Genomic DNA, 24,687 nt, shown 5'->3' on the forward strand with positions numbered 1-24,687 from the left:
TTTTGTTTATTTTTTAGCTATCGCATTTTCGTCATCTTTTAGCCACGGATAAATGCAAAGCTCACGTTAAAACAGAGATAAAGGGATAGCTATGCTCAGAGTTTCCTGCCCCTCTTGCGTTATTAATCCCTTGCGTTCGGGACGATATTTATTAATGGTGAGCATGTTATTCCCGACATGGGTATACGCCGGGATGTCGACCTACGACGAACTTATAATTCAGGCACGGGAGGGCGACCGCCAGCCTTTATTGCAATACCTTGCTGTCCGGGAAAAGCAGACACAGTTAACGGCGGGAGAGATTGCTGACTGGCTTCAGGTTTCCTCATGGGCCAATAATGACGCTGAGACGCTGGCGGTATGGGAGCGTTATCGCCAACACATGGCCATCCCTGCCAGAGGGCAGGTCGCTGCCGCCCGCGCGCTGCGTAACCAAAAGCAGTGGAATGCCTCGCTGGCCGTCTGGGAAAGCGTTCTGCAAGATGAACCCGGCAATAGCGACGCCCGCACCGGCTGGATAATGACGCTCGCAGATGCCCATCGCAACGAGCAGGCCGTCACCGAAGCCCGGCGCTGGGCAGACGAGGAGCCGGGGCCAGAGAGAGAGGCCCTGCTGGCTTATGTTTATCATGCTCAGGGGAAAAACTGGGATTCAGTACTGGCAGCCAGCCACCTCGATACCGATTCAGACCGCAACAAAAATGTGGTGCCCACGCTGTTGGCTGCCATGTCGGCCAGCCGCATTGCCGGCCCTGCGCTGACCCTTTCAGAGCGCTTCCCGCAGCCTGATGCCATTACACGTCAACTTGAACTGGATGCGGCGGCGCAAACCGTCCGCGCTGCGTTCACGCCCACCCGCAATGAAGATGAACGTTTCCTGGTGGCAGATAAAGCACTGGCTCGCTATGACGCGCTGATTGCCGCATGGGAACAACATCCCGAGGCGCAAGCTGATGTGCGACGCGCCAGAATTGACCGGCTGGGGGCGCTGGTTATCCGTAAACGCATGGCTGAAGCAATCGCCGAATTTGAATCGCTTGAGGCGAACGGAACGCCCGTACCTGACTACGCCAGAAGATGGGTCGCATCTGCCTATCTTGCGCAGAAGCAGCCGGACAAAGCCGAGTCGCTGCTTGAAAGCATCTATTTTCCGCGTGGCTCGACCCTGGCATCCACGCCGCTGACCATGGACGATCAACAGGAACTGCTCTATGCCCGTCTCGATAACAACCATTTCGACGAAGCGAAGCAGCAACTGGATGACTACAGCAAAGAGAGCCCTTATCTGCGAAAGATATATGGTTCTCCCACACCGCAGCCCAATGACAACTGGCTGCTGGCCAGAACCTTACAAACCGAATATCTGGTGGCCGTGAATGATTTGCCCGCAGCCGAGAAGCATGCGGAGCGGTTGGCGCGCACAGGATCGGGTAACCAGGCACTGCGTATTGCCTATGCCTCAGTGCTGCTGGCGAGAGGATTACCGCGTGCCGCAGAGCGCGAACTTAAGCTTGCCGAAGTCATTGAACCCAGCAACCTGACCCTGGAAAGGCAACAGGCATGGACGGCCATGGAGCTACAGGAGTGGCAGCAGGCCGAGGAACTCACAAAAGATGTGGTCAGCCGCAGCCCGGATGACGCCGCCACGTTGCAGCTTGAGCGGCTGATGGCGGTGCATAACAAAGCGGAACTGCGGATAGCCGGATCTCAGGGCATCTCATCCGACAACCCGGTCAGTGGCAAAGATGATTTCACCCTCAACACTGCGCTTTATAGCCCGCCTGTTAACCAGAACTGGCGACTGTTTACCGGATACAACTTTGCCCGCGGCGAGTTTGAGGAGGGGAAGGGAATAAGCCGGGACCTGCTGGCGGGGGCGGAATGGACGTCACGGGATCTCTGGGCCGAAATGGAGATCTCCGGGCGCAACGATAACACCGATCAGAAAATCGGCGGACGCCTCTCCGGTTGGTACGATTTCAGCGACAACTGGCGGGTCGGAGGCTCGGCGGAGCGGTTATCCCGTAACACGCCGCTGCGTGCCCTGCGCAATGGGGTAAACGCTAACGGTGGCGATCTGTGGTTACGCTGGTATCAGAACGAACGACGCGAATATCAACTTTCACTTTCCGGCGCCCATTTCACCGACGGCAACGATCGACTGGAGTACGGCATCAGCGGTAAAGAGCGCCTCTGGACGTCGCCACGTTTTACGCTGGATTTTATCCCTGGCATCGGCGGTAGCCATAACAGCAAAGAAGATGTGCCTTATTACAACCCCAAACGTGATCTTTCGGCGGTGGCAGGGCTGCGCGCCGAACAGGTGCTGTATCGCCATTACGACACGGTCTGGAAGCAGCAGTTTGAAGCGGGAGCGGGTGGTTACTGGCAAAAAGGGCACAGCGCTGGGGCCATCAATCAGTTTGGTTACGGGCAACGTATTCAATGGAATAACGTAGTGGATGCCGGGGTGAAACTGACCTGGGATAAGCGTCCTTACGACGGGAAGCGGGAGCGCAATATTGCCCTCGCATTTGATCTGAATGTCAGGTTTTAAGGGCGCATCATGATGAAACGATGGCTTCTCGCCGCGAGGGTAATCGTCGGGTGGATGATGATGAGCATGTGTGCACTGGCCGCGGCACCACGTTATCTTCCTCCTGCCGAACGGCCGGCGCTCTATGCGGACCAGCCCTGGCCCAAAAACAGCTTTCTTGTGCTGGCCTGGCACGACGTGGAGGACGGCGCCGCCGATCAGCGCTATCTCTCCGTGCGCACCAGCGCCCTGAACGACCAGTTTGCCTGGCTGCATGATAACGGCTACCAGCCGATTAGCGTACAGCAGGTGCTGGATGCCCATGCAGGAAAAAGCACCTTGCCGGAAAAGGCGGTGATGCTGACCTTTGATGATGGATACAGTAGCTTCTCGACGCGCGTTCTGCCGCTGCTTCGGTTGTTCAAATGGCCTGCTTTGTGGGCGCCAGTCGGCAGTTGGGTGGATGCACCGGAACATTCGCTGGTGGATTTTGGCGGACTCAAGACGCCGCGGGAAAAATTTGCCACCTGGAAGATGGTACGCGAGGCGAGCGAGTCGGGGCTCGTGGAAGTGGGTGCGCACACCTGGGCATCCCATTACGGTCATCAGGCCAATCCGCAAGGCAGTCAGGAGCCCGCAGTCGCTAACCGTTTCTACGATAAAACCAGCGGGCAGTACGAAACGGATGCGCAGTTTGAAAAGCGTATAAATGCCGACCTGGCGCGCATTTCAGGCAAAATCAAAGAGGTCACCGGGAAAGCACCACGAGCCTGGGTCTGGCCCTACGGTGCGGCGAGCGGGACAACGCTGAAGCTCACGCATCAGCAGGGCTACCAGATGGCTTTCACCCTGAACCAGGGGCTGGCGAATGCCGCCAGGCTGGAAGATATTCCCCGGGTGCTGATTTCCAATAACCCTTCGCTGCGTAGCTTCGCCAGCCAGATAGCTCAGGTCAGAGAACCTGAAAACATGCGGGTTATGCATATCGATCTCGACTATGTGTACGACAAAAATCAGGCTCAACAACGTAAAAATATCGATCTGCTCATCCAGCGTGTTTTCGATATGAAGATCACCCATGTCTTCTTACAGGCCTATGCCGATCCGAAAGGGGACGGCAACGTCAATGCGCTCTATTTCCGCAGTCGCTGGCTACCGATGCGGGCGGATCTGTTTAACTTCGTTTCCTGGCAGTTGCAGACCCGTGCCGGGGTGAAGGTTTACGCCTGGATGCCGGTACTGGCGTTTGGGTTAGACCCCTCGGTGCCTCGCGTGGCGGCGTGGTCGCCAGACAACGGACGCATTGCGCCAGATAACCGCCATTATCTGCGCTTATCACCCTGGAATGCGGTTGCCCGGCAGAGAATCAACGACATCTACGAGGATCTCGCGCGCCATGCCAACTTCAGCGGCATCCTGTTCCATGATGACGCTTTTTTGACCGACTTTGAGGATGCCTCCCCGGATGCACTCAAAGCCTATCGTGCAGCAGGTTTCCCGGACAACCTCGCGGAGATCCGCGCCAACCCGCAACTGCTGGCGCGCTGGACGCGCTTTAAAAGTCGCGCCCTGATTGATTTTACCCGACAGCTCACGCAAACCGTGCGTGCCGTGCGCGGCCCGCAGATCAAAACTGCCCGCAACATTTACGCCATGCCGGTGCTGGATCCGCAGAGCGAAACCTGGTTTGCGCAGAATCTGAATGATTTTCTCAGCACCTACGACTGGACAGCGCCGATGGCAATGCCGCTGATGGAAAATGTCCCGGTCAACGATGCCAATGCCTGGCTGGACAGACTCGTCGGGCGGGTCGCCCGTTTCCCTGGCGCACTGGATAAAACGGTTTTTGAACTTCAGGCCCGGGACTGGCGTAAGGGGGCAGGGCAGGACGCTATTAGCGGTGAAATACTTAACGGGTGGATGCGGCAGCTCAAGATGAGCGGTGCCGGAAACTATGGCTACTACCCGGACGATTTCATTAACGATCAACCCCGGATGGCAGAGATCCGTTCTGCTTTTTCCTCCTACTGGTATCCGCAAAAATGACCGATCGCCTCATCGCCTTCCTGATCCTTTGCCTGATGTTCAGTTTTCCGCTCGGCGTGGCGGTGATTTTTACCGGTGAAGTGATCCTTAATTTCGTCTTTTTCTGGCCGCTGTTTATGTCGGCTCTCTGGATAAGCGGTGGGCTTTATTTCTGGCTTCACCGCGAGCGCCACTGGCCATGGGGGCCGGGCACACCGCCACCCACACTCGCAGGCAATCCGCTGATTTCCATTCTTGTGCCGTGCTTTAACGAAGGGCTGAATGCACGTGAGACTATCGAAGCGGCGCTGGCGCAACGTTATGAAAATATAGAAGTGATTGCTATCAATGACGGTTCTATAGACAACACCGCGACCGTGCTGGACCAGTTAGCGAGTAAATATTCGCGGCTGCGGGTGATTCATCTGGCGGAAAATCAGGGCAAAGCGGTAGCCCTGCAGGCAGGTGCCGCGGCGGCGCGCAGTGACTTTCTGGTGTGTATTGATGGGGATGCGCTGCTGGACAGAGATGCGGCGGTCTATATGGTCGCACCGCTGCTCAATCACCCGCGCGTGGGGGCTGTGACCGGTAATCCGCGTATCCGTACCCGTTCAACGTTGATTGGGCGAGTCCAGGTAGGGGAATTTTCATCTATCATCGGCCTCATCAAGCGTACCCAGCGCGTCTATGGTCAGGTCTTTACCGTTTCCGGTGTCATTGCCGCTTTTCGCCGTCGCGCCCTGGCAGAGGTGGGGTACTGGAGCCCGGATATGATCACGGAAGACATTGATATCAGTTGGAAGTTACAACTGCGCCATTGGTCAATTTTCTTCGAACCTCGGGCGCTGTGTTGGATTTTGATGCCCGAGACGTTGAAGGGGCTCTGGAAGCAGCGTCTGCGCTGGGCGCAGGGGGGCGCAGAGGTGTTTATTGTCAACATGCGTCGCTTGTGGAGCTGGGAGTACCGGCGCATGTGGCCGCTGTTTCTTGAGTTTTGTATGTCAACCGCATGGGCCTTTGCCTATGCCGTCAGCATCCTGCTGTTTCTCATCGGGCTGCTTATTCCGATGCCCGAGTCTTTATATGTTCAGCACCTTTTCCCACCGGCTTTTACTGGCCTGATGCTGGGCGTGGTCTGTCTGTTGCAGTTCGCGGTCAGTCTGTTTATTGAGAGACGCTACGAGAAAGGTATTGCGGCGTCACTGTTCTGGGTTATCTGGTTTCCGGTGGTGTACTGGATGTTGAGCCTGTTCACTACGCTTGTGGCTTTCCCGAAAGTCATGCTGCGCCGCAAACGCAGCAGAGCTCGTTGGGTGAGTCCCGATCGCGGTATTGGGAGATTAAAACCATGATCCAACCATTAATTTTTACTGAACAACGGCTGTTTCCACGCGCGCTGGATCTGCTGTTAACCATCGTTGCCTGGCTGGGGTTTAGCTGGCTCATTTACAGAGGTCTGATAAGCGCCATTGAACATGATCCCTTTCTGGGGACCAGGCCGTTCTACACCACGCTCAGCACGTTGAGTATCTACCTGCTGGTGGCCTGTCTTATCGATCTGGCGCTGATCGGCTGGGCAAAATACAACCAGCTGCGCTTTCGTGTCGAACGCCGTAAGCGTCGGCCTGGACTTGAGCGCCATGAAGTGGCGGCAAGTTTCAATATCACCCCCGAACTGGCGCTAATGATGAATCAGGCTCAGGTTTTTACTCTCGCCCATTATGATACGGGGGCAATTGACCGCGTGTGGATGGCGAAAATCCTCGCTGACGTGCGGAGCGAGTAACGAAAAACCTGCCGGTCATTCTGGATGTTTACTGGCAGGTTTTTATGGATTGCCTGCGGCTCGCTGACGACGTTAAGTTGTATTAGCGCAAAAAGGCCAGCCCGGAAATGCCAGGTGGCTTAAGATTGAAAAGGGTGTATCGCGGGATACACTTTATTTTTGCAAGTTGCGGTCAGGCTGACCCTTGCCGAAACGCTCGGGCTGGCATTACTTTACAAATTGCCGCTTGCCCGTTGGCGACTCGCTCACTATTCTCATTGCCCATGACTATCCTGACCGGTCCGACTCAACATAAAAACAGGCAACTGAGAGCCATCGCGCTGCTTTTCGTTGCCTGCGTTGTCATGCTGATCTGTCTGACCCAGCGGGCCGCTATCCTGCATCACATGCAGGTCAAAGCCGCCACGCTCTCGTTGAGTGCTGACCATAGCCCGCAGGAACTTTCCTCCCCAGGGTTGTCACCCTGCGAATTGAGCGCCCACTCGCTGCTCTCCGCCCAACCTCTTCATTTTGATAACCTTCTGCTGTTACCCGGTCTGCTGGTGCTCGTTTTAGCGGTGCTGATCAAAATCAGCGTCCTGCCGAGGCCGGTGATCCTGTTCCGTCCTCCGCTCCTTCGAATACATCTCAAAAACTGCGTTTTCCGTGAATGACTGACATGGCAGTGCCTGTTTAGTCAATTTTTCACGGAGAAAACTATGAAAACGCTTTTCAGGAGCCTGTGGTTCCTGTTGTTCAGCCTGTCCGCGGCCTGCGCTGCGGTACCGGGCTGGCCGATGACGCCTGACAAAGCCCATGCTCAGGTGCATGTCTGGCACGATGCGCCAGCAGACGGCAAAATTCGCCTGCTGCTGGATGTTACCCCTGATGAAGGGTGGAAAACCTACTGGCGAACCCCCGGCGACGGCGGCTTTCGGCCGGTAATAGAGTGGGCGTCCAAGGCCACTACCCAGTGGCACTGGCCGCGTCCCGTGCGCTTTACTTCCGCTGGCTTTAGCTCGGTCGGCTACGACCGTCGGGTGGTGTTTCCGCTGGAAATCACCACCGATGAGGTGCAACGTTTGCGCGGGAAACTGACGCTTTCGCTGTGCAGTAACCTCTGCGTGGTTAACACATTCCCGCTGGATATCAATCTTGCCGCCGGTCCGTCGGCGGACTTTGTCAGCGCCTGGGATGAGGCGATGCGGGCGGTTCCTGCGACACACGGCGCGATAGCGGTTAAATCCGTCGCCACGGATCGCGACACCCTGACGGTGAAACTGACCTCGCCGCAAGGCTGGTCCCGGCCCGAACTCTTCACCGATAACCCGACGGAGGCGACGCTTGCTCCGCTCCAGACAGCGGTTCAGGGCGACACCCTGACCGCACGGTTTAGCGTCAGCAATAGCCAGGGAGAGCCGCTGGCGGCCGACGGTTTGCAGCAGATCGCGCTGCTGGTCAGCGACGGCGCGCAGAGCCAGCAGCTTACCGTTGAGCTCAGCCCCGGTCCTTCCACCACGCTCTGGCAGATCCTGGCCGTGGCGCTGGTGGGTGGCCTGATCCTCAACCTGATGCCCTGCGTGCTGCCGGTACTGGGGATCAAGCTCGCGTCGCTAATGACCCTGGCAGAGAGCACGCGACGCCAGACAAGGCTGCGTTTTCTGGCGACAGCGGCCGGGATCATCTTCTCGTTTCTGGTGCTGGCGGCGGTCGTTACCGGCCTGCGGCTGTCCGGGGCCTGGATTGGCTGGGGCTTTCAGTTCCAGAATCCGTGGTTTATTGGCGCGATGGTGCTGGTGACGTGGATCTTTTGTTTCAGCCTTGCGGGCCTGCTGGAAATCCGCCTGCCTTCCACGCTCACCACCCGGCTGGCTACCGCCGGCGGGAACGGCATCGGTGGCAGTTTCCTGGAAGGCGCGTTTGCGACCCTGCTCGCCACGCCCTGTACGGCCCCGTTCCTCGGCACGGCCGTGACCTTCGCGTTGGCGGCGCCTGTCCATCAACTGTGGCTGGTCTTTTTGGTGCTGGGTATCGGGATGAGCCTTCCCTGGCTGGCGATCGCCATGGCCCCCGGCGTGGCGCGCTGGCTGCCGAAGCCCGGCCCCTGGATGGGCAAACTGCGTCTGGTGCTGGTGCTCCTGATGCTGGGCTCCTGCATCTGGCTGATGTCGCTGCTGGTCAAAGAGTGGGGCGCGCGCTATGTGTTGATTGGCGGTGGCCTGATGGTGGCGTTGTTCCTCTACCGCTGCGCAAAGGCCATGCCGCATCACAGAGAGAATCTGCGCAGCCTGGCGTTTGGCGTCCTTTTTGGCGCCGGGCTGTATGCGTTTCTGGCCCCGCAACCCCAGGGGAAGGATGATTCTCCCCTCAACTGGCAGCCGCTAAGTGAGGCCGCGCTCAGCGAGGCGCTGGCTGCCAGAAAGCGCGTGCTGGTGGATATCACCGCTGACTGGTGCCTGAACTGCCGGGTTAATGAGGTTATGGTGCTTCATCGCCCTGAGGTGGTGACGGCTTTAAACCGCGACGACGTGGTTCTGTTGCAGGGCAACTGGAGCCAGCCCTCGGCGGAAATCGAGCAGTTCCTGAGGCGCAACGGCGCCAGCGGCATCCCGTTTAACGCTATTTTTGGTCCTTCACTGCCGCAGGGGCATGTTCTGCCCTCCCTGCTGAGCAAAGAGACTTTACTGACCGCACTGGCGAAGGCCGGGGCGGCTACACCATCTGATTTTACTGAGGAAAAATAATGAAGAAGATCCTGTCCCTGTTAATTCTGACCTTCAGCGCCGCCACGCAGGCGCAGCCCGCTGATTTACCCGAACCTGTTAAGCAAATCCAGAAGCAGGGCATCGAAATCATCAAGCCGTTCAGCGCGCCCGGCGGCGTAGAAGGCTGGCTGGGCAAATATCAGGACATGGGCGTCACGCTCTATCTCACGCCGGATAAAAAACATGTTGTTTCAGGCTATATGTATGATGCCCAGGGCAATAACCTGAGCGAGAAGATCATTAACGAGGAGATCTATATTCCCGCCGGGCGCGAAATGTGGAAACAGCTCACCGCCGCGCCGGGGATCAAAGAGGGCAGCGCGGACGCGAAATGTCAGGTGGTGGTGTTCGCCGATCCCTTCTGCCCCTACTGCAATAAGTTCTGGCATCAGGCGCAGCCCTTTATCAAGGATAAAAGCATCAGCACCACAACCCTGCTGGTGGGCGTGATCCGCCCGGACAGCGCGCAGTATGCGGCGGCCATCCTCTCCGCGAAGGATCCGGCTAAAGTGTGGTATGACATGGAGAGCAGCGACGGCAAAACCAAACCGGCGCTGACGAGTAATACGCCGCCTGCGGTGTTTAAGCAGATAGAGCATAATCAGCAGCTGATGACGCAGCTCGGCGCCAGCGGTACGCCTGCCATTTATTACCTGAATAAAGACCGCACCCTGCAGCAGATCGTCGGCTTGCCGGATGCTAAGCAGATGGCCGATCTGGTGGCCTGTAAATAAGCCACTCCGGCGATTAACCTGAACCATAGTCTCAACCGTTGTGCCGGTAAGCACCTTGATTTGTTCGAAAAATCATTGATACTGTATATATATACAGTTAAGCGGATTTGAGACTATGCTATTCACCTTCCCGCGCATTGCTGCGTTCGTTAAAGGGCGCAAATAATCATGTTTGCGCTTGTCGATGTGAACAGTTTCTATGCTTCGTGCGAGACGGTGTTTCGCCCGGATCTGAAAGGGCGCCCGGTGGTGGTGCTGTCGAATAACGATGGCTGCGTGATTGCCCGCAGCGCCGAGGCGAAAGGGCTGGTGACGATGGGGGCGCCTTATTTCAAACAGAAAGAGATCTTCCGCCGCCACGGGATTGTCGCCTTCAGCAGTAACTATGAGCTGTATGCTGACATGAGCCATCGGGTGATGACCACCCTGGAAGAGCTCACGCCACGGGTCGAGATCTACTCGATTGATGAGGCGTTTTGCGATCTTACCGGGGTCAGCAACTGCTACAATCTGGACGCCTTTGGCCGCGAAATCCGCCGAACGGTACTACAACATACACACCTCACCGTCGGGGTTGGGATTGCGCCCACCAAAACCCTCGCCAAACTGGCGAACTTTGCGGCAAAAAAATGGCAGCGGCAGACCGGCGGCGTGGTCGATTTATCCGGCGTTGAGCGTCAGCGCAAGCTGATGGCGGCGCTGCCCGTCGAAGAGGTATGGGGCGTCGGGCGACGGTTGAGTAAAAAGCTCAATGCGATGGGCATTCATACCGTGCTGGATCTGGCGAACACTCCCACCGACCTGATTCGCAAGCATTTCAGCGTGGTGCTGGAGCGTACCGTCCGCGAGCTGCGCGGCGAGTCCTGCCTGGGGTTTGAAGAGTTTGCCCCGCACAAGCAGGAGATCATCTGCTCCCGCTCGTTCGGCGAGCGGATCTCAGACTATGAGGCGATGCGCCAGGCCATCTGTAGCTATGCTGCCCGCGCCGCCGAGAAGCTGCGGGCCGAGCACCAGTACTGCCGGTTTATTTCGGCTTTCGTGAAGACCTCGCCGTTTGCGCTGAACGAGCCTTACTACGGCAATAGCGCCTCCGTCAAACTGCTGACGCCAACCGAAGACAGCCGGGACATCATTAACGCGGCGACGCGCTGTCTGGATCTCATCTGGCGAGAGGGGCTACGCTATCAAAAAGCGGGCGTCATGCTGGGGGATTTTTTCAGCTCGGGCGTCGCGCAGCTTAATTTATTTGATGAAAATCCGCCGCGCCGCAATAGCGAAAAGCTGATGGCTCTCGTCGACAAATTAAATGAGCAAGGGCGCGGAACAATCTGGTTTGCGGGGCAGGGAATAGAGCAGCAGTGGCAAATGAAAAGGGAGATGTTGTCTCCGCGATATACCACACGTTTTTCGGATTTACTGCGCGTCAAATAAATGGCTTTCACTAAAATAGTGCAAAGCCTGAAAGTAAATATTTGTCGAAAAGGAAAGATATATCCCTGGACGATCAATAATTGCGCTATGGTGGTGGCTCTACACACCTGCCCGGAGGGGCTATTCCCAACATAAAATTTGAGTGCCCGGTTTGCAAGAGCAAGCGGTTTCGTTTTACCTCTTTTAGCCCTACGCAAACCCAACCTCATGGTGCTGTATGTTCCGTCTGCGGAACCCGACTCACCGCACATTCATGCGTGCCAATGCCAAAACGAAGACGCTGGCCAAAACAGGTGGTTTAGGTGTTAAAAGGGGGGGCTAATGCTGGCCCTCCCGATAAATGATTTTGCCGCTACGCTGACGACATTTTATATTAACTGCCGTTTCGTTATTCCTGAAAAATAGCCAGCTTTATTTTTACGGCTCGCTTATTTTATTAATTAATTCTGGCCCCTGGTTTTTTACGTTTCCCACCGCCCGGGTGACAGGATGCCAGTGGAAATCATCTGCGGGAACGGCGCCGCTCTGCGCAATCTCTTCTGCTTCTTTACCGCTTACCGTCTCGCGGAGCCATTCACGTGCCGCCTGCGGCGTCAGTACCAGCGGTCGTCGATCGTGAATATCCACCAGCCCTTTATCCGCTGCCGCGGTCACAATCAGGAATCCTTCCGCTTCATCCCCGCGTGCGAACGGCGTACTGCCGATCGCGGCCATAAAGAGGGGCTGTCCATCGGCACGGTAGATGAAGTAGGGCTGTTTTTTCTCTCCCTCTTTTTTCCACTCGAACCAGCCGTCGGCAAAGACAATCGCCCGGCCATGGTTCCATAGCGGTTTAAACATCCGGCTGGTGGCGGCGGTTTCGTGCCGGGCATTGATCAGCGGGGCTTTATCCCACCAGCCAGGGGCGTAACCCCAGAATACCGGGTCGAGATGCAACAGGTCGTCGCGCTCGCTGAGCAGCAGCACTTTGGTGCCGGGCGCAACGTTATAGCGCCCGATGGGTTCCGGGTCGTAGGGGATGTCGCAGTCTGCTTCATCCGCCAGAAAAGCAAGATACTCTTCCCGGGTCTGGGCCTGGGCGAAACGTCCGCACATAGTTACCTCCGGTGGTTTTTCTTAAGTATAGAGGGTGAATTTCCCGGAACTGTAACCTCAGCGGCGGACGGTTGGGCTAAAAGCGATTAACGCGTCATCACCACATCGGTAAAAGTGAAGCGTTTTGGTTGCCCGTCGGCGTGATAGCCGATGCGCAGCGTGCTGGCCGGCAACCGAAAAACGAGTAGATGGAATAACACCAGAATCAGGCGTATTGATGGGAATATCTACCGGGATGATGCTGCGTCAAGCATCGGGCATCTCAGGCGGGTTTAAGACCCCTCCGGATGACAAAATCCATCGACTAACTGCTTCAGAAGGCAAATAAGCCCGGCCAAAACCAGCATAAAGGCCAGCGCGGTGAATAAAACAATCGTCATCCTCGACTCCATGTTCTCAGTTTTGTTTGGTAAAAATCTTAGATCGCATTTTTCATTTGTCATTATCTTCCGGGTATTTTTCTTATTGCTGACAGATTCGATACCGGTCAGAGGCGGACATATCCAGGATGAGGCCCTATAATCCTCCACGCCTGAAAACCTTCTGCTCTGAGGATCCCAGATGACGACCTTTCATCAACTTACGGCCACCAGCCTGCGCGGTCAGCCCATCTCTATGGCCGACTATGCGGGGAAGGTTGTGCTGGTGGTGAACACTGCCAGCCAGTGTGGCTTTACACCCCAGTACGCTGGTCTTGAAAAACTCTACAAGAAGTATGCCGACCAGGGGCTGGTGGTGCTGGGTTTCCCCTGCAATCAGTTCGGTAAGCAGGAGCCCGGCGGCGCGGACGACATTGCCCAGACCTGTCACGTCAATTACGGCGTCAGCTTCCCGATGTTCGGGAAAGTGGAGGTCAATGGCGCAACAGCGCATCCTCTGTTTCGTTATCTGAAAGAGGCGTTGCCCGGCGTACTGGGGGGACGAATCAAGTGGAATTTCACCAAGTTCCTCATCGGACGCGACGGCAAACCGCTCAAACGTTTTGCACCGATGACCACCCCGGAGAAAATGGAAGCCGCGATCGTCGCTGCACTTGAAAGCTAATTAATGCAGGCGAACCAGAGAGATGAGAGGGGAAAAGCCGGGCGCGCTGCGCTTGCCCGGCCTGAAGACTTATCGCGCCGCCAGTTCCCGGCGGATAATCTCTGCTCCTGCGCTTAACGCATTGAGCTTGCCGTTAGCCACCTGACGGGACAGCGGGGCCATTCCGCAGTTGGTCGACGGGTAGAGCTTGTCGGCATCCACAAACTGCAGCGCTTTGCGCAGCGTAGCGGCCACTTCCTCTGGCGTCTCGATGGTGTTGGTTGCCACATCAATGGCGCCGACCATCACCTTTTTACCGCGGATTAGCTCCAGCAGATCCATCGGCACGCGCGAGTTGTGGCACTCCAGCGAGATGATATCGATATTCGAGGTCTGCAGTTTGGGGAACGCCTCTTCGTACTGGCGCCACTCTGAACCCAGCGTTTTCTTCCAGTCGGTGTTGGCTTTGATGCCATAGCCGTAGCAGATGTGGACAGCGGTTTCGCACTTCAGCCCTTCAATGGCGCGCTCCAGGGCGGCGATCCCCCAGTCATTCACCTCATCAAAAAAGACGTTAAAGGCGGGTTCGTCGAACTGGATAATATCGACCCCGGCCGCTTCCAGCTCTTTGGCCTCCTGGTTGAGAATTTTTGCAAACTCCCAGGCCAGTTTTTCCCGGCTTTTGTAGTGGTTGTCATAGAGCGTGTCGATCATGGTCATCGGGCCCGGCAGCGCCCATTTGATCGGCTGGGTGGTGAGCTGGCGTAAATATTTCGCATCATCAACGAACACTGGCTTCTGACGGGCCACGGCGCCGACCACGGTCGGCACGCTCGCATCATAGCGGTTACGGATTTTAACCACCTCGCGTTTCTCAAAATCGACGCCGCTGAGGTGCTCGATAAAGGTGGTGACAAAGTGCTGGCGCGTTTGCTCACCGTCGCTGACGATATCGATACCAGCCCGCAGCTGATCGTCGAGGGACAAACGCAGCGCATCCTGTTTACCGGCGAGCAGTTCTTCGTTCTGCAATTTCCACGGCGACCAAAGGGTCTCCGGCTGTGCCAGCCAGGAGGGTTTCGGCAGGCTGCCGGCAGTGGAGGTGGGGAGCAATGTTTTCATAACAGGTGACCTTATTGTTTTAATTGAATCAACGCGCGTACTGAGCAGACCATTGCTCAAGAAGAGTTTTGTACGGTTTGATAAAGTGTTTCTCGGTAAATTTCCCCTGCTCAATCGCCAGCTGGCTACGCTCTTCGCGGTCGTAAACAATTTTGGTCAGGGAGTGATCCTCGTTAGTCAGGCTGGGCTGGTAACAGTGCCCGGCGACCGAATTCGCGTTGTAAATCTCAGGGCGATAAATCTTCTGGAATGTCTCCATCGTACTGATGGTGCCGATAAGCTCCAGGAAGGTGTAGTCGCTCAGCAAATCGCCGGTGAAGAAAAACGCCAGCGGCGCGGCGCTGTGTGGCGGCATAAAGTAGCGCACCTGCAGGCCCATCTTTTTGAAGTACGCTTCTGTTAACGAAGAGCCCTGTTGCTGGTACTCAATGCCTAAAACAGGATGGGCATTACCGATGCGGTGATAGACATTTTTATTGGAGACGCTGAGGCAGATAACCGGCGGCTTGCTGAAATTGGCCTTATATTCATCGGAATTAACGAAGTGCTTAAAGATATTGCCGTGCAGTTCGCCAAAATTAGCCGGAATGGTGAAGGTCGTCTGCTGTTTATTATGATCCGGCAGAAGAACGCTAAAATCGTAATCCCGGACATAAGAGGAGAAGTTATTCCCGACGATCCCTTCTATGCGCTCGTTGGTTTTTTTATCGATGATGTTGGTTTTTAAGATTTCAATCGCCGGGAAGGTGGCGTGATTGTCTTCTCCCGCGATATTCATCTCTACGGAGATGATGTCCAGCTCTACGGAATAACGATCGCCGTTCGGGTTGTCCCAGTGCGCTAAGGCATTGAAACGATTGTCAATCATCACTAACGTATTGCGCAGGTTCTGCTGACGGCTTTCCCCGCGGGCGAGGTTGGCAAAGTTAGTGGTGATCCGCGTGTTTTCGGATGGGTTGTAATTTTCATCGAAACGACTGTGGGTAATCGTGAAGGTGAAAGCGTTATTCATGGTGATGTTTCCCGGCTCTGACATAAAGACTGAAATCCCCTCGCGGTTACAGAAGTCAGTCTGTATGTTGCTAATACGTTAATATGGCTTAAGTTATGCCAGAGCCGGGGAGGGAGTGAAAGCGACTAAATTTCATTGCAACATGAGTCATCTTCATGATGGTGAAAAAAATTCACTCTGCACTTTCCGTATGCCGTTCCAGATCCAGCGCACTGGCGCTGGCGGGGTCGAAAAGTGAAAGACTTTCAATTTGATCCAGCATTATGACCTTGCGAAACGCCATGGCGCTTTTGGGCTGTGAATCGAGCGTAATATCGTGGTCCGCATACCATTTGCTGTAGTTATGCTCAATGCGCAGGCTCAGCGTCTCGCCGTCGCGGTAGCCGCTCAGCATCGGGATCAGCACGATGTTGGCGGTCTTTTCATATTCCAGGGTCGCGGTATGGATCATCCCGATATAAATCCGCCGCGATTTCAGCGTCACCAGCGCCAGTTCGCCTTCTTCCATGCACTGATAAAGCAACTGCTCAATGCCGCTGGCTTGCGACAGACGCTTGTAAAGCTGCTTGCGGCCTTCGCCGTCAAGCCTGGCGCTGCCCGCCCAGTTCGAGCGATAGAGACAAAACAGGATGGCAAAAGCCAGCATCACCACCACCGGCGCCTGGATGCCCAGAAAGCTCCAGTTCATAAAATCCACTTGCCAGTTAGCGTTGTCCTGGGCGGTTAAGTGGAAGGTATTGGCAGTGTAAGAGAGCCCGAGCAGCAACAGCCAAAGCAGGCCGGTGGCGATCACGCCCTGCAAAACGAAGATACAGCCGTACAGCGCGACCAGAAAATAGACATCCCAGCCAAAGGAACGCTTAATTTTGAACCGGGTGGAGAGGTCACGACTGGTGTACCAGTATCCGCTTACCATCAGCACCATAAAAATCGCTGTTCCCATATCAGGCCCTCTTCAGCGCGTTAACATGGCGCAGGAAGTCCTGTCGCACCTCTTTGCTTTTATAGTTGACCGAGGCGTTACCATCCTGATCGATAATGATGCGGTCCCCGTCCTCCACGGCCTCAATAATCTCCTGCTGACTCATCACCTGTAGCAGCGACTCAGGGCTGGAGAAAATGGAGGTAAACAGGCGTCTCATAGCGTGGGCTCCTTATAGACAAAAAGCCTAAGCATGGTAGGGAATTGAGAATATTGCCTTAAGGTTATGCTGAAAAGCGCCAGGTTACGTTCAGCCTTTTGCCCCTCCACGCCACCGGAATCATGTTAATCGTTAAAGAGTCATTGACGTGGCGGAAGTTGTACAGCCTGGGTGTGGAACTGAGAGGTCAGTAGGGCCGTTTATGCTGCGCTGGCAGCTCTGTTTCCAAGCAGGGTTCCATAATTGGTGGGTGATAGTTAAGTCTTTTTAATTAATCACTTATAGAAAATGGTTTTTGTGAATTTTGAACGCCAGATAATTTTTAGTGCTTTTTAAGGCGTTGTTATTTTTGAAAATAACTTAGGCTGCTATTTAAAATCTCAAAAAGTTGTACAGTTAATATGTACAACTATGGCGGTTTAGTATATTTTTAACATCACTTTAACCCCTAACCTAAATGTCAATCCGGAGCACCTATGCGAGGTAACAGTTCGCGCCAAAGTTCAGCTGAGGCAATCACCGCCTATTTTAATAAAGCCAGTCTGCGTAGCCAGCAGGAGACGCTGGGGCTCATTGTCGGTGAAATTCTGAATGAGGGACGTAACCTGAGCCGTCTGGCTATCTGTACCAGGCTATTACGGCGGGTAGAAGAGACGGAAGATGAAGCAGAAATTGCCCACTATAATGAGCTTATCGCACTGTTTTTTGAACGATAGAGAGTGTTAGCGCTTCTGTGGCTTAAAGCAGTCGATATAGGAGTTTGCGCCAAGAGGGTAAAGCACCTTACGCAAAATAGTATATTGATAGTGCGATGAGAGGTAGCCCGGCTACGTTCAGTCGCGTGAGAACAGTTATGCATAGAACGAAATCTGAAAAACTGAGGGACGATCTTATTGGCGAAGCTGTGTTGTTAATTTTAAAAGACAACGGTCCTATAAATTTTAAGACGCTGGCCGTTAAACTGAAAATTATGGCCAGCATAGAGCGTGATGTTGAAAGACGAAGTGCGCTGTCGGCGGCAGCATTAGAGGTTGAGCAAAAGGTTAAATCCAGTAGTGGCGTACAGACAGAAGTCAGAAGTCATTGTTATGTCAACAGAATGCACCATTTTATGGTGACTGATACTCAGCATAAATACGATAAAAAACATTAACCTTGAGTGGATAATATTGAACCTAATATTTCTCAGCACACACCGCATTTCAATGCCCTTCAGGATCAGGCGCTGGCATCCTACTTCCGTTCAGCCGGCGGTGCCTTGTCCGTTGAGTCTGCCATATTAGGTTCAGCGATAAGATGTATTATTCTCAGTGGTGATAACCTCACCAATAAGCAAATTATTCTTCAGTTAATTTACGCGCTTGAACAAACATCGGATGAAGAGGCTGCCGATGTCATACGCAATACGCTCGAAATTGTTGTGGGTTTCACGCAGGATGATATTTAAGCATCCCTTACGCCTGCAAAACCCGCGTAATAAAGGTCGTGTAAAATAGCCGACGCAAACTGCCCTTAACCAGGGCAGGAACATATCCTGAAGTATCATCACACCTGTCCCAGCCTGATTTCCCCATCCCACCGCGACACCTCTCTGAACATTCCCGTTTACAGCGTTCTGTAAAATAAAATAGTATACCCCCCTACAGTATCCAGGAGCCACTCCTATGCCACATTCACCTGAAGACAAAAAACGTGTCCTGACGCGCGTGCGCCGCATACGCGGACAGGTCGATGCCCTGGAGCGGGCGCTTGAGTCCGGCGAACCTTGTCTTGCTATCCTGCAGCAAATCGCCGCGGTGCGCGGCGCCGCAAACGGGTTGATGGGCGAGATGGTCGAAATTCACCTCAAAGATGAGCTGGTGACGGGCGATACCACCGCCGATCAGCGGGCTGTGAGAATGGCGGAAGTCGGCCATTTGCTGCGCTCTTATCTAAAATAAACACCTGACATCACTAAAAGGAAAGCAAGATGAAATCACGTGCTGCTGTTGCATTTGGCCCTGGCCAGCCGTTGAAAATCGTTGAAATTGATGTAGCACCACCAAAGAAGGGTGAAGTGCTGGTCAAAATCACCCACACCGGCGTGTGCCACACCGACGCGTTTACCCTGTCGGGTGACGATCCGGAAGGCGTTTTCCCGGCGGTGCTCGGCCATGAGGGCGGCGGCGTGGTGGTGGAAGTCGGCGAGGGCGTCACCAGCCTGCAACCGGGAGATCACGTCATCCCGCTGTACACCGCAGAGTGTCGCGAGTGTAAGTTCTGTAAATCCGGCAAAACCAACCTCTGCCAGGCGGTGCGCGCCACCCAGGGTAAAGGGCTGATGCCGGACGGCACCACCCGTTTCTCGTACAACGGTGAGCCGATCTATCACTACATGGGCACCAGCACCTTCAGCGAATACACCGTCTGCGCTGAAATCTCGCTGGCAAAAGTGAACCCGCAGGCGCCGCTGGATAAGGTCTGTCTGCTGGGCTGCGGCGTCACCACCGGTATTGGTGCCGTCCACAACACCGCCAAAGTGAAAGAGGGCGATACCGTGGCGGTATTCGGTCTGGGCGGCATCGGTCTGGCGGTGATCCAGGGCGCGGTACAGGCGAAAGCTGGACGCATTCTGGCGGTGGACACCAACCCGGAAAAATTCAAGCTGGCGGGTGAGATGGGCGCGACCGACTTCATCAACCCGAACGACTACGACAAGCCCGTTCAGGACGTCATCGTTGAACTCACCGACGGCGGCGTCGACTTCAGCTTTGAGTGCATTGGTAATGTCAACGTCATGCGCGCGGCGCTGGAGTGCTGCCACAAGGGCTGGGGCGAAAGCGTGATTATCGGCGTGGCCGGTGCCGGTCAGGAGATCAAAACCCGTCCGTTCCAGCTGGTGACTGGCCGCGTATGGCGTGGCTCCGCGTTTGGCGGCGTGAAAGGGCGTACCCAGCTGCCGGGCATGGTAGAGGACGCGATGGCGGGCAAAATTCAGCTCGATCCGTTCATTACCCACCGCCTGCCGCTGGATCAGATCAACGAGGCATTCGACCTCATGCACGAAGGGAAATCCATCCGTACCGTTATCCATTTCGGCGAGAACTGATAAACCTTCTCTCCCGCTGCGCCTTTATGGGCAGCGGGAAGACATCTCTTTAAAAATCATTGCGAAAGTGTGACCAGTGTTGCGATTTTAGCCGTAATCAAATTCTCTGTCGTGCCGATGACTATTTTACAGGCGTGTTTCCACGCATCTTACCTATGAGAGAGTCAATGGCTATGGACACAACAACAACAGTTCGGGCGCAACATAAGCTGGGCTTCCTGCATCACATCAGGCTGCTTCCGCTATTCTCCTCGATTTTGGGTGGTATTATTTTGCTGTTTGCCCTGAGCGCCGGGCTGGCAGGTTATTTTTTATTGCAGGCCGATAAGGATCTGCGAGATGTGACCGCTGAAATTCAGGTACGTACTGGGTTATCAAACAGTTCAAACCATCTGCGCACAGCGCGTATCAACATGATCCATGCGGGCGCCGCCAGCCGTATCGCCGAAATGGATGAGATGAAAAAGAACATCGCGGAAGCGGAACAGCGGCTCAAACAGTCGCAGGATGGTTTTGCCGCCTACATGAGCCGTGGCGTTCGTACCCCGGCGGACGAAGCGCTGGATGGCGATCTGAAGACGAGCTACCAGGCCTACATTGATGGCATGCAGCCGATGCTGAAATATGCCAAAAACGGCATGTTCGAAGCCATCATCAACCACGAAAACGAGACGGCGCGTCCGCTGGATGATGCCTATAACGCGGTGCTGCTGAAGGCGATCAAGATCCGTACCGACCGCGCCAATATGCTGACCGAACAGGCGCATACCCGCACCCAGTTGGGGCTGATGTTTATGGTCGGCGCCTTTGGTCTGGCCCTGGTGCTGACGGTGATCACCTTTATCGTACTGCGTCGCACGGTGATTAACCCGCTGCAGCGCGCGGCGAACCGTATTGCCCATATCGCCAAGGGCGATCTGACGCTGCCAGAAGAGCAGACCGGGCGCAGTGAAATTGGCCGTCTGACCCACGATCTGCAAACCATGCAGCGCTCGCTGGTGAATACCGTGGGCACCGTGCGCCAGGGCGCGGAAGAGATCTACCGTGGCACCAGCGAAATCTCCGCCGGTAACACCGATCTCTCATCACGTACCGAGCAGCAGGCCGCGGCAATTGAGCAGACCGCAGCCAGCATGGAACAGCTGACCGCCACCGTGAAGCAGAACGCCGATAACGCGCACCACGCCAGCAAGCTGGCGGAAGATGCCTCCGGTAAAGCGAGCCGCGGCGGCCAGATGGTCTCCGGGGTGGTGAAAACCATGGGCAACATCTCCAGCAGCTCGAAGAAAATCTCTGAAATCACCGCGGTGATCAACAGCATCGCCTTCCAGACCAACATCCTGGCGCTGAACGCCGCGGTGGAAGCCGCCCGTGCCGGTGAGCAGGGGCGCGGGTTTGCGGTGGTCGCCAGCGAAGTCCGCACCCTGGCCAGCCGCAGCGCCAACGCCGCGAAAGAGATTGAAGGGCTGATCAGCGAGTCGGTTTCGCTCATCGATCAGGGCTCCGGGGAAGTGGTTGCCGCAGGCAACACCATGAGCGAAATCGTGGAAGCGGTTAAACGCGTCACCGATATCATGCTGGAGATTGCCGCCGCTTCCGACGAGCAGAGCCGGGGCATTGTGCAGGTCAGCCAGGCGATCTCGGAGATGGATAAAGTGACCCAGCAGAACGCCTCGCTGGTGGAAGAAGCCTCTGCCGCCGCGGCCTCGCTGGAAGATCAGGCTGCCCGTCTGACTGAAGCGGTAGGCGCTTTCCGCCTGCAGGGTATGGGCCAGGCCCGCAGCAGCAGTAAAGCGGCGCCTGTCGCGCCAGCCGCACCGCTGCGTCCGGCAACCGTCGATGGCGATAACTGGGAGACGTTCTAACCCCCGTGCGCAATTTGCCCGGTGGCGGCTGCGCCTTACCGGGCCTACGGGTTCGGCACGACATGTAGGCCGGGTAAGCGCAGCGCCACCCGGCAATAACGGTGCACCATTGCCACCCGGCAAAAAAGGGTTCATGTTTCGACATGAACCCTTTTTTTATTCCCCGCTATGATGGATGTAAGGGCTCAAGAGGAACAGGACGATGAAACGATTTACGCAGGTGGTTTGCACAGCGTGGTTACTGGCCGGGTGTGCCTCTGGCGGCAGCGTGGGGGTTGGCGGCATCGGGATCGGCGGCGGCGGCGGGAGCAGCGGAGTGGGTGTCGGGTTATCCTTCCCGGTGGGCGGCAGCACATCGACCGTCGATAACGGACAGGCGGACTGCGACGGCGACGTGTACCGGGTGCAGCCGCGCTATCCTGAGCAGGCTGCGGCGCAGAACTATTCCGGCAGGGTGACGGTCTCGTTTAACGTCAAGCTCAATGGCCGCGCGACGGATTACGAAGCCGCAGGGGATAAACCCTTCTTCGAGGAGACAAAACGCGCCGTCTTACGCAGCTGCTGGCCAGCTGGCGTCCATCAGAACCTGGTGGTCAGTTACCAGAACGGCACAACGGCGACCTGGATCGAAAATTCTCTCTCCGCTAAGCCGTAGAAATAAAAAAGCCGGCCACAAGGGTGGCCGGCTCGACGGTTAAACGCGATTACTGTTTATCAGGCAGGGCATAGGCGATGATGTAATCCCCACGGTCCGGAGACTGACGCGCACCACCCGCATTGATGATGATGTACTGCTTACCGGTTTTCGGCGAGACGTAGGTCATCGGCCCGGACTGGCTGCCCACCGGCAGACGGTCTTTCCAGATCTCTTTCCCGTTAGCGGTATCGAACGCGCGCAGGTAGAAATCCTGCGTACCGGCGAAGAACAGCAGGCCAGACTGGGTGGAGAGCGAGGCGCCCAGCGTCGGCATACCGATCGGAATTGGCATATGCATGCGGATGCCCAGCGGACCGGTATCTTCCACGGTACCTACCGGTACCTGCCACACCAGCTTGCCGGACTTCAGATCCACGGCAGACAGGGTGCCGAACGGCGGTTTCTGGCATGGAATACCCAGCGGAGAGAGGAAACGCTCGCGCATCGCACCAAACGGCGTACCGTCCATCGGCACGATCCCCATTTCAATCCCGCTGGCGTTTTTGGCTACATTAGCGCGTGGCACCATGTAGTTCGCCAGCCCCAGGCGCATGTCGTTCACGAACATCAGGTTGTTGTTCGGGTCAACCGAGACGCTGCCCCAGTTCATACCGCCCAGCGAGCCCGGGAACTGCAGAGAGCGATCCAGACCCGGCGGGGTAAAGACGCCCTGATGACGCATCTCTTTAAACTGAATGCGGCACAGCAGCAGATCAACCGGCGTGGCGCCCCACATGTCCGATTCGGTCAGGGTCTGGTTGCCAATCATCGGCATGCCGACGGAGTATGGCTGGGTCGGGGAGTAACGCTCGCCTTCAACGTTTCCGGCAGGCACTGGACGCTCTTCCACCTTCGCCACCGGCTCGCCGGTTTCGCGGTTGAGCATAAAGATCATGCCCTGCTTGCTGGTCTGCACCAGCACCGGGGTGGTGCCGCCTTTACCGTCCGGCAGATCGTACAGGAGTGGCTGCGATGGCAGGTCGAAGTCCCAGAGATCGTGGTGGGTGGTCTGGAAATGCCAGCGCACCTGACCGGTTGTGGCATCCACCGCAACAATGGAGGAGCTGTATTTGTCATCCATTTCGGTACGCTGACCAGCCCAGAAGTCCGGGGTAGCGTTACCGGTCGGGAGGTAAATCAGGTTCAGCTTCGCGTCATAGGACATGGCTGACCAGACGTTCGGTGTTCCGCGGGTGTAGGTTTGGCCTTCCGGCGGCAGGCCGGTGATGTTCGGGTTGCCCGGATCCCAGGCCCAGGCCAGCTTACCGCTGTGCACGTCATAGGCGCGCACCACGCCCGGCGGCTCATCGGTGGAGAAATTATCCGCCACACGACCACCTACAACCACCACATTGCCCGCCACTAGCGGGGTGGAGGTTTGCTGATAGTAGCCCGGCTTCACTTCACCCATGCCCACGCTCAGGTCAACCACGCCATGCTCGCCGAAGTCTTCACACAGCTTGCCGGTATCGGCGTTGATGGCGATAAGACGGGCATCGGTGGTCGGCAGGAACAGACGACGCGGACAGGCGGCAGGCTGGGTCTCTGCCTGTGACGTTGTCACATTTGCGGTCTCTTCAAAATAGCCCAGGCCACGGCAGCGCTGCCAGTTTGGCGCGGTGGCTTTGGAATCATAACGCCACTTCTCTTTGCCAGAGTCGACATCCAGCGCCAATACCTTGCTGTACGGCGTACAGACGTAGAGCGTATCGCCAATCTGCAGCGGAGTGTTCTGATCTTCCGCGCCGGAGCCGTTGCTCTGGGGAATGTCGCCGGTATGGGCAACCCAGGCTACTTTCAGATCGTTAACGTTCTGCTTGTTAATCTGATCCAGAGCGGCAAAGCGGTCGCCGTGGGTGGTGTTACCCCAGTGCGCCCAGTTTTTCTGCTGGTTCCCCGCGGGCACCGGTTTTACCGGTACAGGTTCGTTAGCGGCAACCAGGGTCTGCGGTTTAAACATCCAGCCGAGGCTCACCAGCATGGCGACGGCCAGCACGGCAGCAACGCCGAATGCCGGAGCTTTGTTAACCGGTCGATCCGTGCCGCGCAGGAACGGCCAGACGATGGCGGCGAGGAACGCCAGCACCGCAAAGGTGAACAGGCGCGAGAAGAGCGGCCAGAAATCCCAGCCTGCGTCGCTCACGGCCCAGATCAGCGAGGCGATAAACGCCACCGCGTAAAGGAGAATACCGCTGGTGCGCCCGCGCGCGATCAGGAATGCGGCGATCAGCATCACTACACCCATGATCAGGAAGTACCTGCTTCCCCCTACGATGGCGAGCTTAAAGCCCAGACCACCGACGGCCAGTCCGATGATCGCCATCAGACCAACCAGTAGCCACTGCAGGAACCGGGGGAACCCACGTAGCGAATTACCTATAGCCATT

General features: G+C 56.1%; 22 protein-coding genes. 16 read left to right on the top strand and 6 right to left on the bottom strand.

Annotated elements, in window-relative coordinates:
• Positions 1 to 91 precede the first annotated feature (91 nt).
• From pgaA to DVA43_RS05570, 8 genes are all read left to right on the top strand, one after another.
• Positions 92 to 2,557, top strand: a complete 2,466-nt coding sequence (gene pgaA, locus DVA43_RS05535) for a poly-beta-1,6 N-acetyl-D-glucosamine export porin PgaA (RefSeq protein ID WP_371414023.1) — start codon at positions 92 to 94, stop codon at positions 2,555 to 2,557.
• A 9-nt stretch (positions 2,558 to 2,566) separates the two neighbouring features.
• Positions 2,567 to 4,582 carry a poly-beta-1,6-N-acetyl-D-glucosamine N-deacetylase PgaB gene (gene pgaB, locus DVA43_RS05540; protein ID WP_114314835.1) on the top strand — a complete coding sequence of 672 codons (2,016 nt, stop codon included), beginning with the start codon at positions 2,567 to 2,569 and terminating at the stop codon, positions 4,580 to 4,582.
• Positions 4,579 to 5,913 (top strand): poly-beta-1,6-N-acetyl-D-glucosamine synthase, encoded by a 1,335-nt coding sequence (gene pgaC / locus DVA43_RS05545; RefSeq protein WP_114314836.1) that lies wholly within the window; start codon positions 4,579 to 4,581, stop codon positions 5,911 to 5,913. Before pgaB ends, pgaC begins: the two co-directional genes overlap by 4 nt.
• Positions 5,910 to 6,347, top strand: coding sequence for a poly-beta-1,6-N-acetyl-D-glucosamine biosynthesis protein PgaD (pgaD, locus tag DVA43_RS05550; protein ID WP_103822101.1), 438 nt, complete (start codon positions 5,910 to 5,912; stop codon positions 6,345 to 6,347). Before pgaC ends, pgaD begins: the two co-directional genes overlap by 4 nt.
• A 263-nt stretch (positions 6,348 to 6,610) precedes the next feature.
• On the top strand, positions 6,611 to 7,000 hold the full coding sequence (locus DVA43_RS05555) for a copper-binding protein (RefSeq protein WP_168194643.1): 390 nt from the start codon (positions 6,611 to 6,613) through the stop codon (positions 6,998 to 7,000).
• A gap of 45 nt (positions 7,001 to 7,045) precedes the next feature.
• A complete protein-coding gene (locus DVA43_RS05560) occupies positions 7,046 to 9,070 on the top strand; it encodes a protein-disulfide reductase DsbD (RefSeq protein WP_114314837.1) in 2,025 nt (674 codons plus the stop codon).
• Positions 9,070 to 9,825 (top strand): thiol:disulfide interchange protein DsbG, encoded by a 756-nt coding sequence (dsbG, locus tag DVA43_RS05565; protein WP_114314838.1) that lies wholly within the window; start codon positions 9,070 to 9,072, stop codon positions 9,823 to 9,825. The genes DVA43_RS05560 and dsbG overlap by 1 nt, the downstream gene beginning before the upstream one ends.
• Before the next feature lie 168 nt (positions 9,826 to 9,993).
• The gene (locus DVA43_RS05570; protein ID WP_114314839.1) at positions 9,994 to 11,256 is read left to right on the top strand and encodes a Y-family DNA polymerase; all 1,263 of its coding nucleotides are present in this window, start codon (positions 9,994 to 9,996) and stop codon (positions 11,254 to 11,256) included.
• Between the two features lie 417 nt (positions 11,257 to 11,673).
• On the opposite strand, the gene DVA43_RS05575 is transcribed toward DVA43_RS05570, so the two are convergent.
• Positions 11,674 to 12,351: an SOS response-associated peptidase gene (locus tag DVA43_RS05575; protein WP_114314840.1), complete on the bottom strand. Its 678-nt coding sequence runs from the start codon at positions 12,349 to 12,351 to the stop codon at positions 11,674 to 11,676.
• Positions 12,352 to 12,912: 561 nt separating this feature from the next.
• Here DVA43_RS05575 and DVA43_RS05580 point away from each other — a divergent pair.
• The gene (locus DVA43_RS05580; protein ID WP_103179752.1) at positions 12,913 to 13,395 is read left to right on the top strand and encodes a glutathione peroxidase; all 483 of its coding nucleotides are present in this window, start codon (positions 12,913 to 12,915) and stop codon (positions 13,393 to 13,395) included.
• Between the two features lie 69 nt (positions 13,396 to 13,464).
• Here DVA43_RS05580 and DVA43_RS05585 read toward each other — a convergent pair whose 3' ends face one another.
• The 4 genes from DVA43_RS05585 to DVA43_RS05600 all read right to left on the bottom strand — a co-directional run bounded on the left by DVA43_RS05585 (position 13,465) and on the right by DVA43_RS05600 (position 16,650).
• Complete coding sequence (locus DVA43_RS05585) at positions 13,465 to 14,496, bottom strand: methionine synthase (protein ID WP_103822095.1); 1,032 nt, start codon at positions 14,494 to 14,496, stop codon at positions 13,465 to 13,467.
• 28 nt (positions 14,497 to 14,524) lie between these two features.
• Entirely contained in the window at positions 14,525 to 15,508 is a 984-nt protein-coding gene (locus tag DVA43_RS05590) for a DUF1852 domain-containing protein (RefSeq protein WP_103181086.1), read from the bottom strand.
• Between the two features lie 172 nt (positions 15,509 to 15,680).
• Positions 15,681 to 16,451, bottom strand: a complete 771-nt coding sequence (locus tag DVA43_RS05595) for a hypothetical protein (RefSeq protein WP_114314841.1) — start codon at positions 16,449 to 16,451, stop codon at positions 15,681 to 15,683.
• Position 16,452: 1 nt separating this feature from the next.
• Positions 16,453 to 16,650: a hypothetical protein gene (locus tag DVA43_RS05600; protein ID WP_103179749.1), complete on the bottom strand. Its 198-nt coding sequence runs from the start codon at positions 16,648 to 16,650 to the stop codon at positions 16,453 to 16,455.
• Positions 16,651 to 17,126: 476 nt separating this feature from the next.
• On the opposite strand from DVA43_RS05600, the gene ycgZ reads away from it, so the two are divergent.
• From ycgZ to DVA43_RS05635, 7 genes are all read left to right on the top strand, one after another.
• Positions 17,127 to 17,366: a regulatory protein YcgZ gene (ycgZ, locus tag DVA43_RS05605; protein ID WP_103179748.1), complete on the top strand. Its 240-nt coding sequence runs from the start codon at positions 17,127 to 17,129 to the stop codon at positions 17,364 to 17,366.
• A 137-nt stretch (positions 17,367 to 17,503) separates the two neighbouring features.
• On the top strand, positions 17,504 to 17,803 hold the full coding sequence (locus DVA43_RS05610) for a hypothetical protein (protein WP_114314842.1): 300 nt from the start codon (positions 17,504 to 17,506) through the stop codon (positions 17,801 to 17,803).
• A 27-nt stretch (positions 17,804 to 17,830) separates the two neighbouring features.
• Entirely contained in the window at positions 17,831 to 18,097 is a 267-nt protein-coding gene (locus DVA43_RS05615; RefSeq protein WP_246842306.1) for a biofilm development regulator YmgB/AriR family protein, read from the top strand.
• Between the two features lie 217 nt (positions 18,098 to 18,314).
• Positions 18,315 to 18,590 (top strand): metal/formaldehyde-sensitive transcriptional repressor, encoded by a 276-nt coding sequence (locus tag DVA43_RS05620; RefSeq protein WP_103179747.1) that lies wholly within the window; start codon positions 18,315 to 18,317, stop codon positions 18,588 to 18,590.
• A 29-nt stretch (positions 18,591 to 18,619) separates the two neighbouring features.
• Positions 18,620 to 19,738, top strand: a complete 1,119-nt coding sequence (locus DVA43_RS05625) for an S-(hydroxymethyl)glutathione dehydrogenase/class III alcohol dehydrogenase (protein ID WP_114314843.1) — start codon at positions 18,620 to 18,622, stop codon at positions 19,736 to 19,738.
• A gap of 173 nt (positions 19,739 to 19,911) precedes the next feature.
• Positions 19,912 to 21,603: a methyl-accepting chemotaxis protein gene (locus DVA43_RS05630; protein ID WP_114317086.1), complete on the top strand. Its 1,692-nt coding sequence runs from the start codon at positions 19,912 to 19,914 to the stop codon at positions 21,601 to 21,603.
• Between the two features lie 202 nt (positions 21,604 to 21,805).
• Positions 21,806 to 22,258, top strand: a complete 453-nt coding sequence (locus DVA43_RS05635; RefSeq protein ID WP_114314844.1) for an energy transducer TonB — start codon at positions 21,806 to 21,808, stop codon at positions 22,256 to 22,258.
• Between the two features lie 49 nt (positions 22,259 to 22,307).
• Here DVA43_RS05635 and DVA43_RS05640 read toward each other — a convergent pair whose 3' ends face one another.
• Entirely contained in the window at positions 22,308 to 24,686 is a 2,379-nt protein-coding gene (locus DVA43_RS05640; RefSeq protein ID WP_114314845.1) for a glucose/quinate/shikimate family membrane-bound PQQ-dependent dehydrogenase, read from the bottom strand.
• Position 24,687: the final 1 nt, after the last annotated feature.

The sequence above is a fragment of the Leclercia sp. W6 genome (assembly GCF_003336345.1).
Taxonomy (GTDB): domain Bacteria; phylum Pseudomonadota; class Gammaproteobacteria; order Enterobacterales; family Enterobacteriaceae; genus Enterobacter.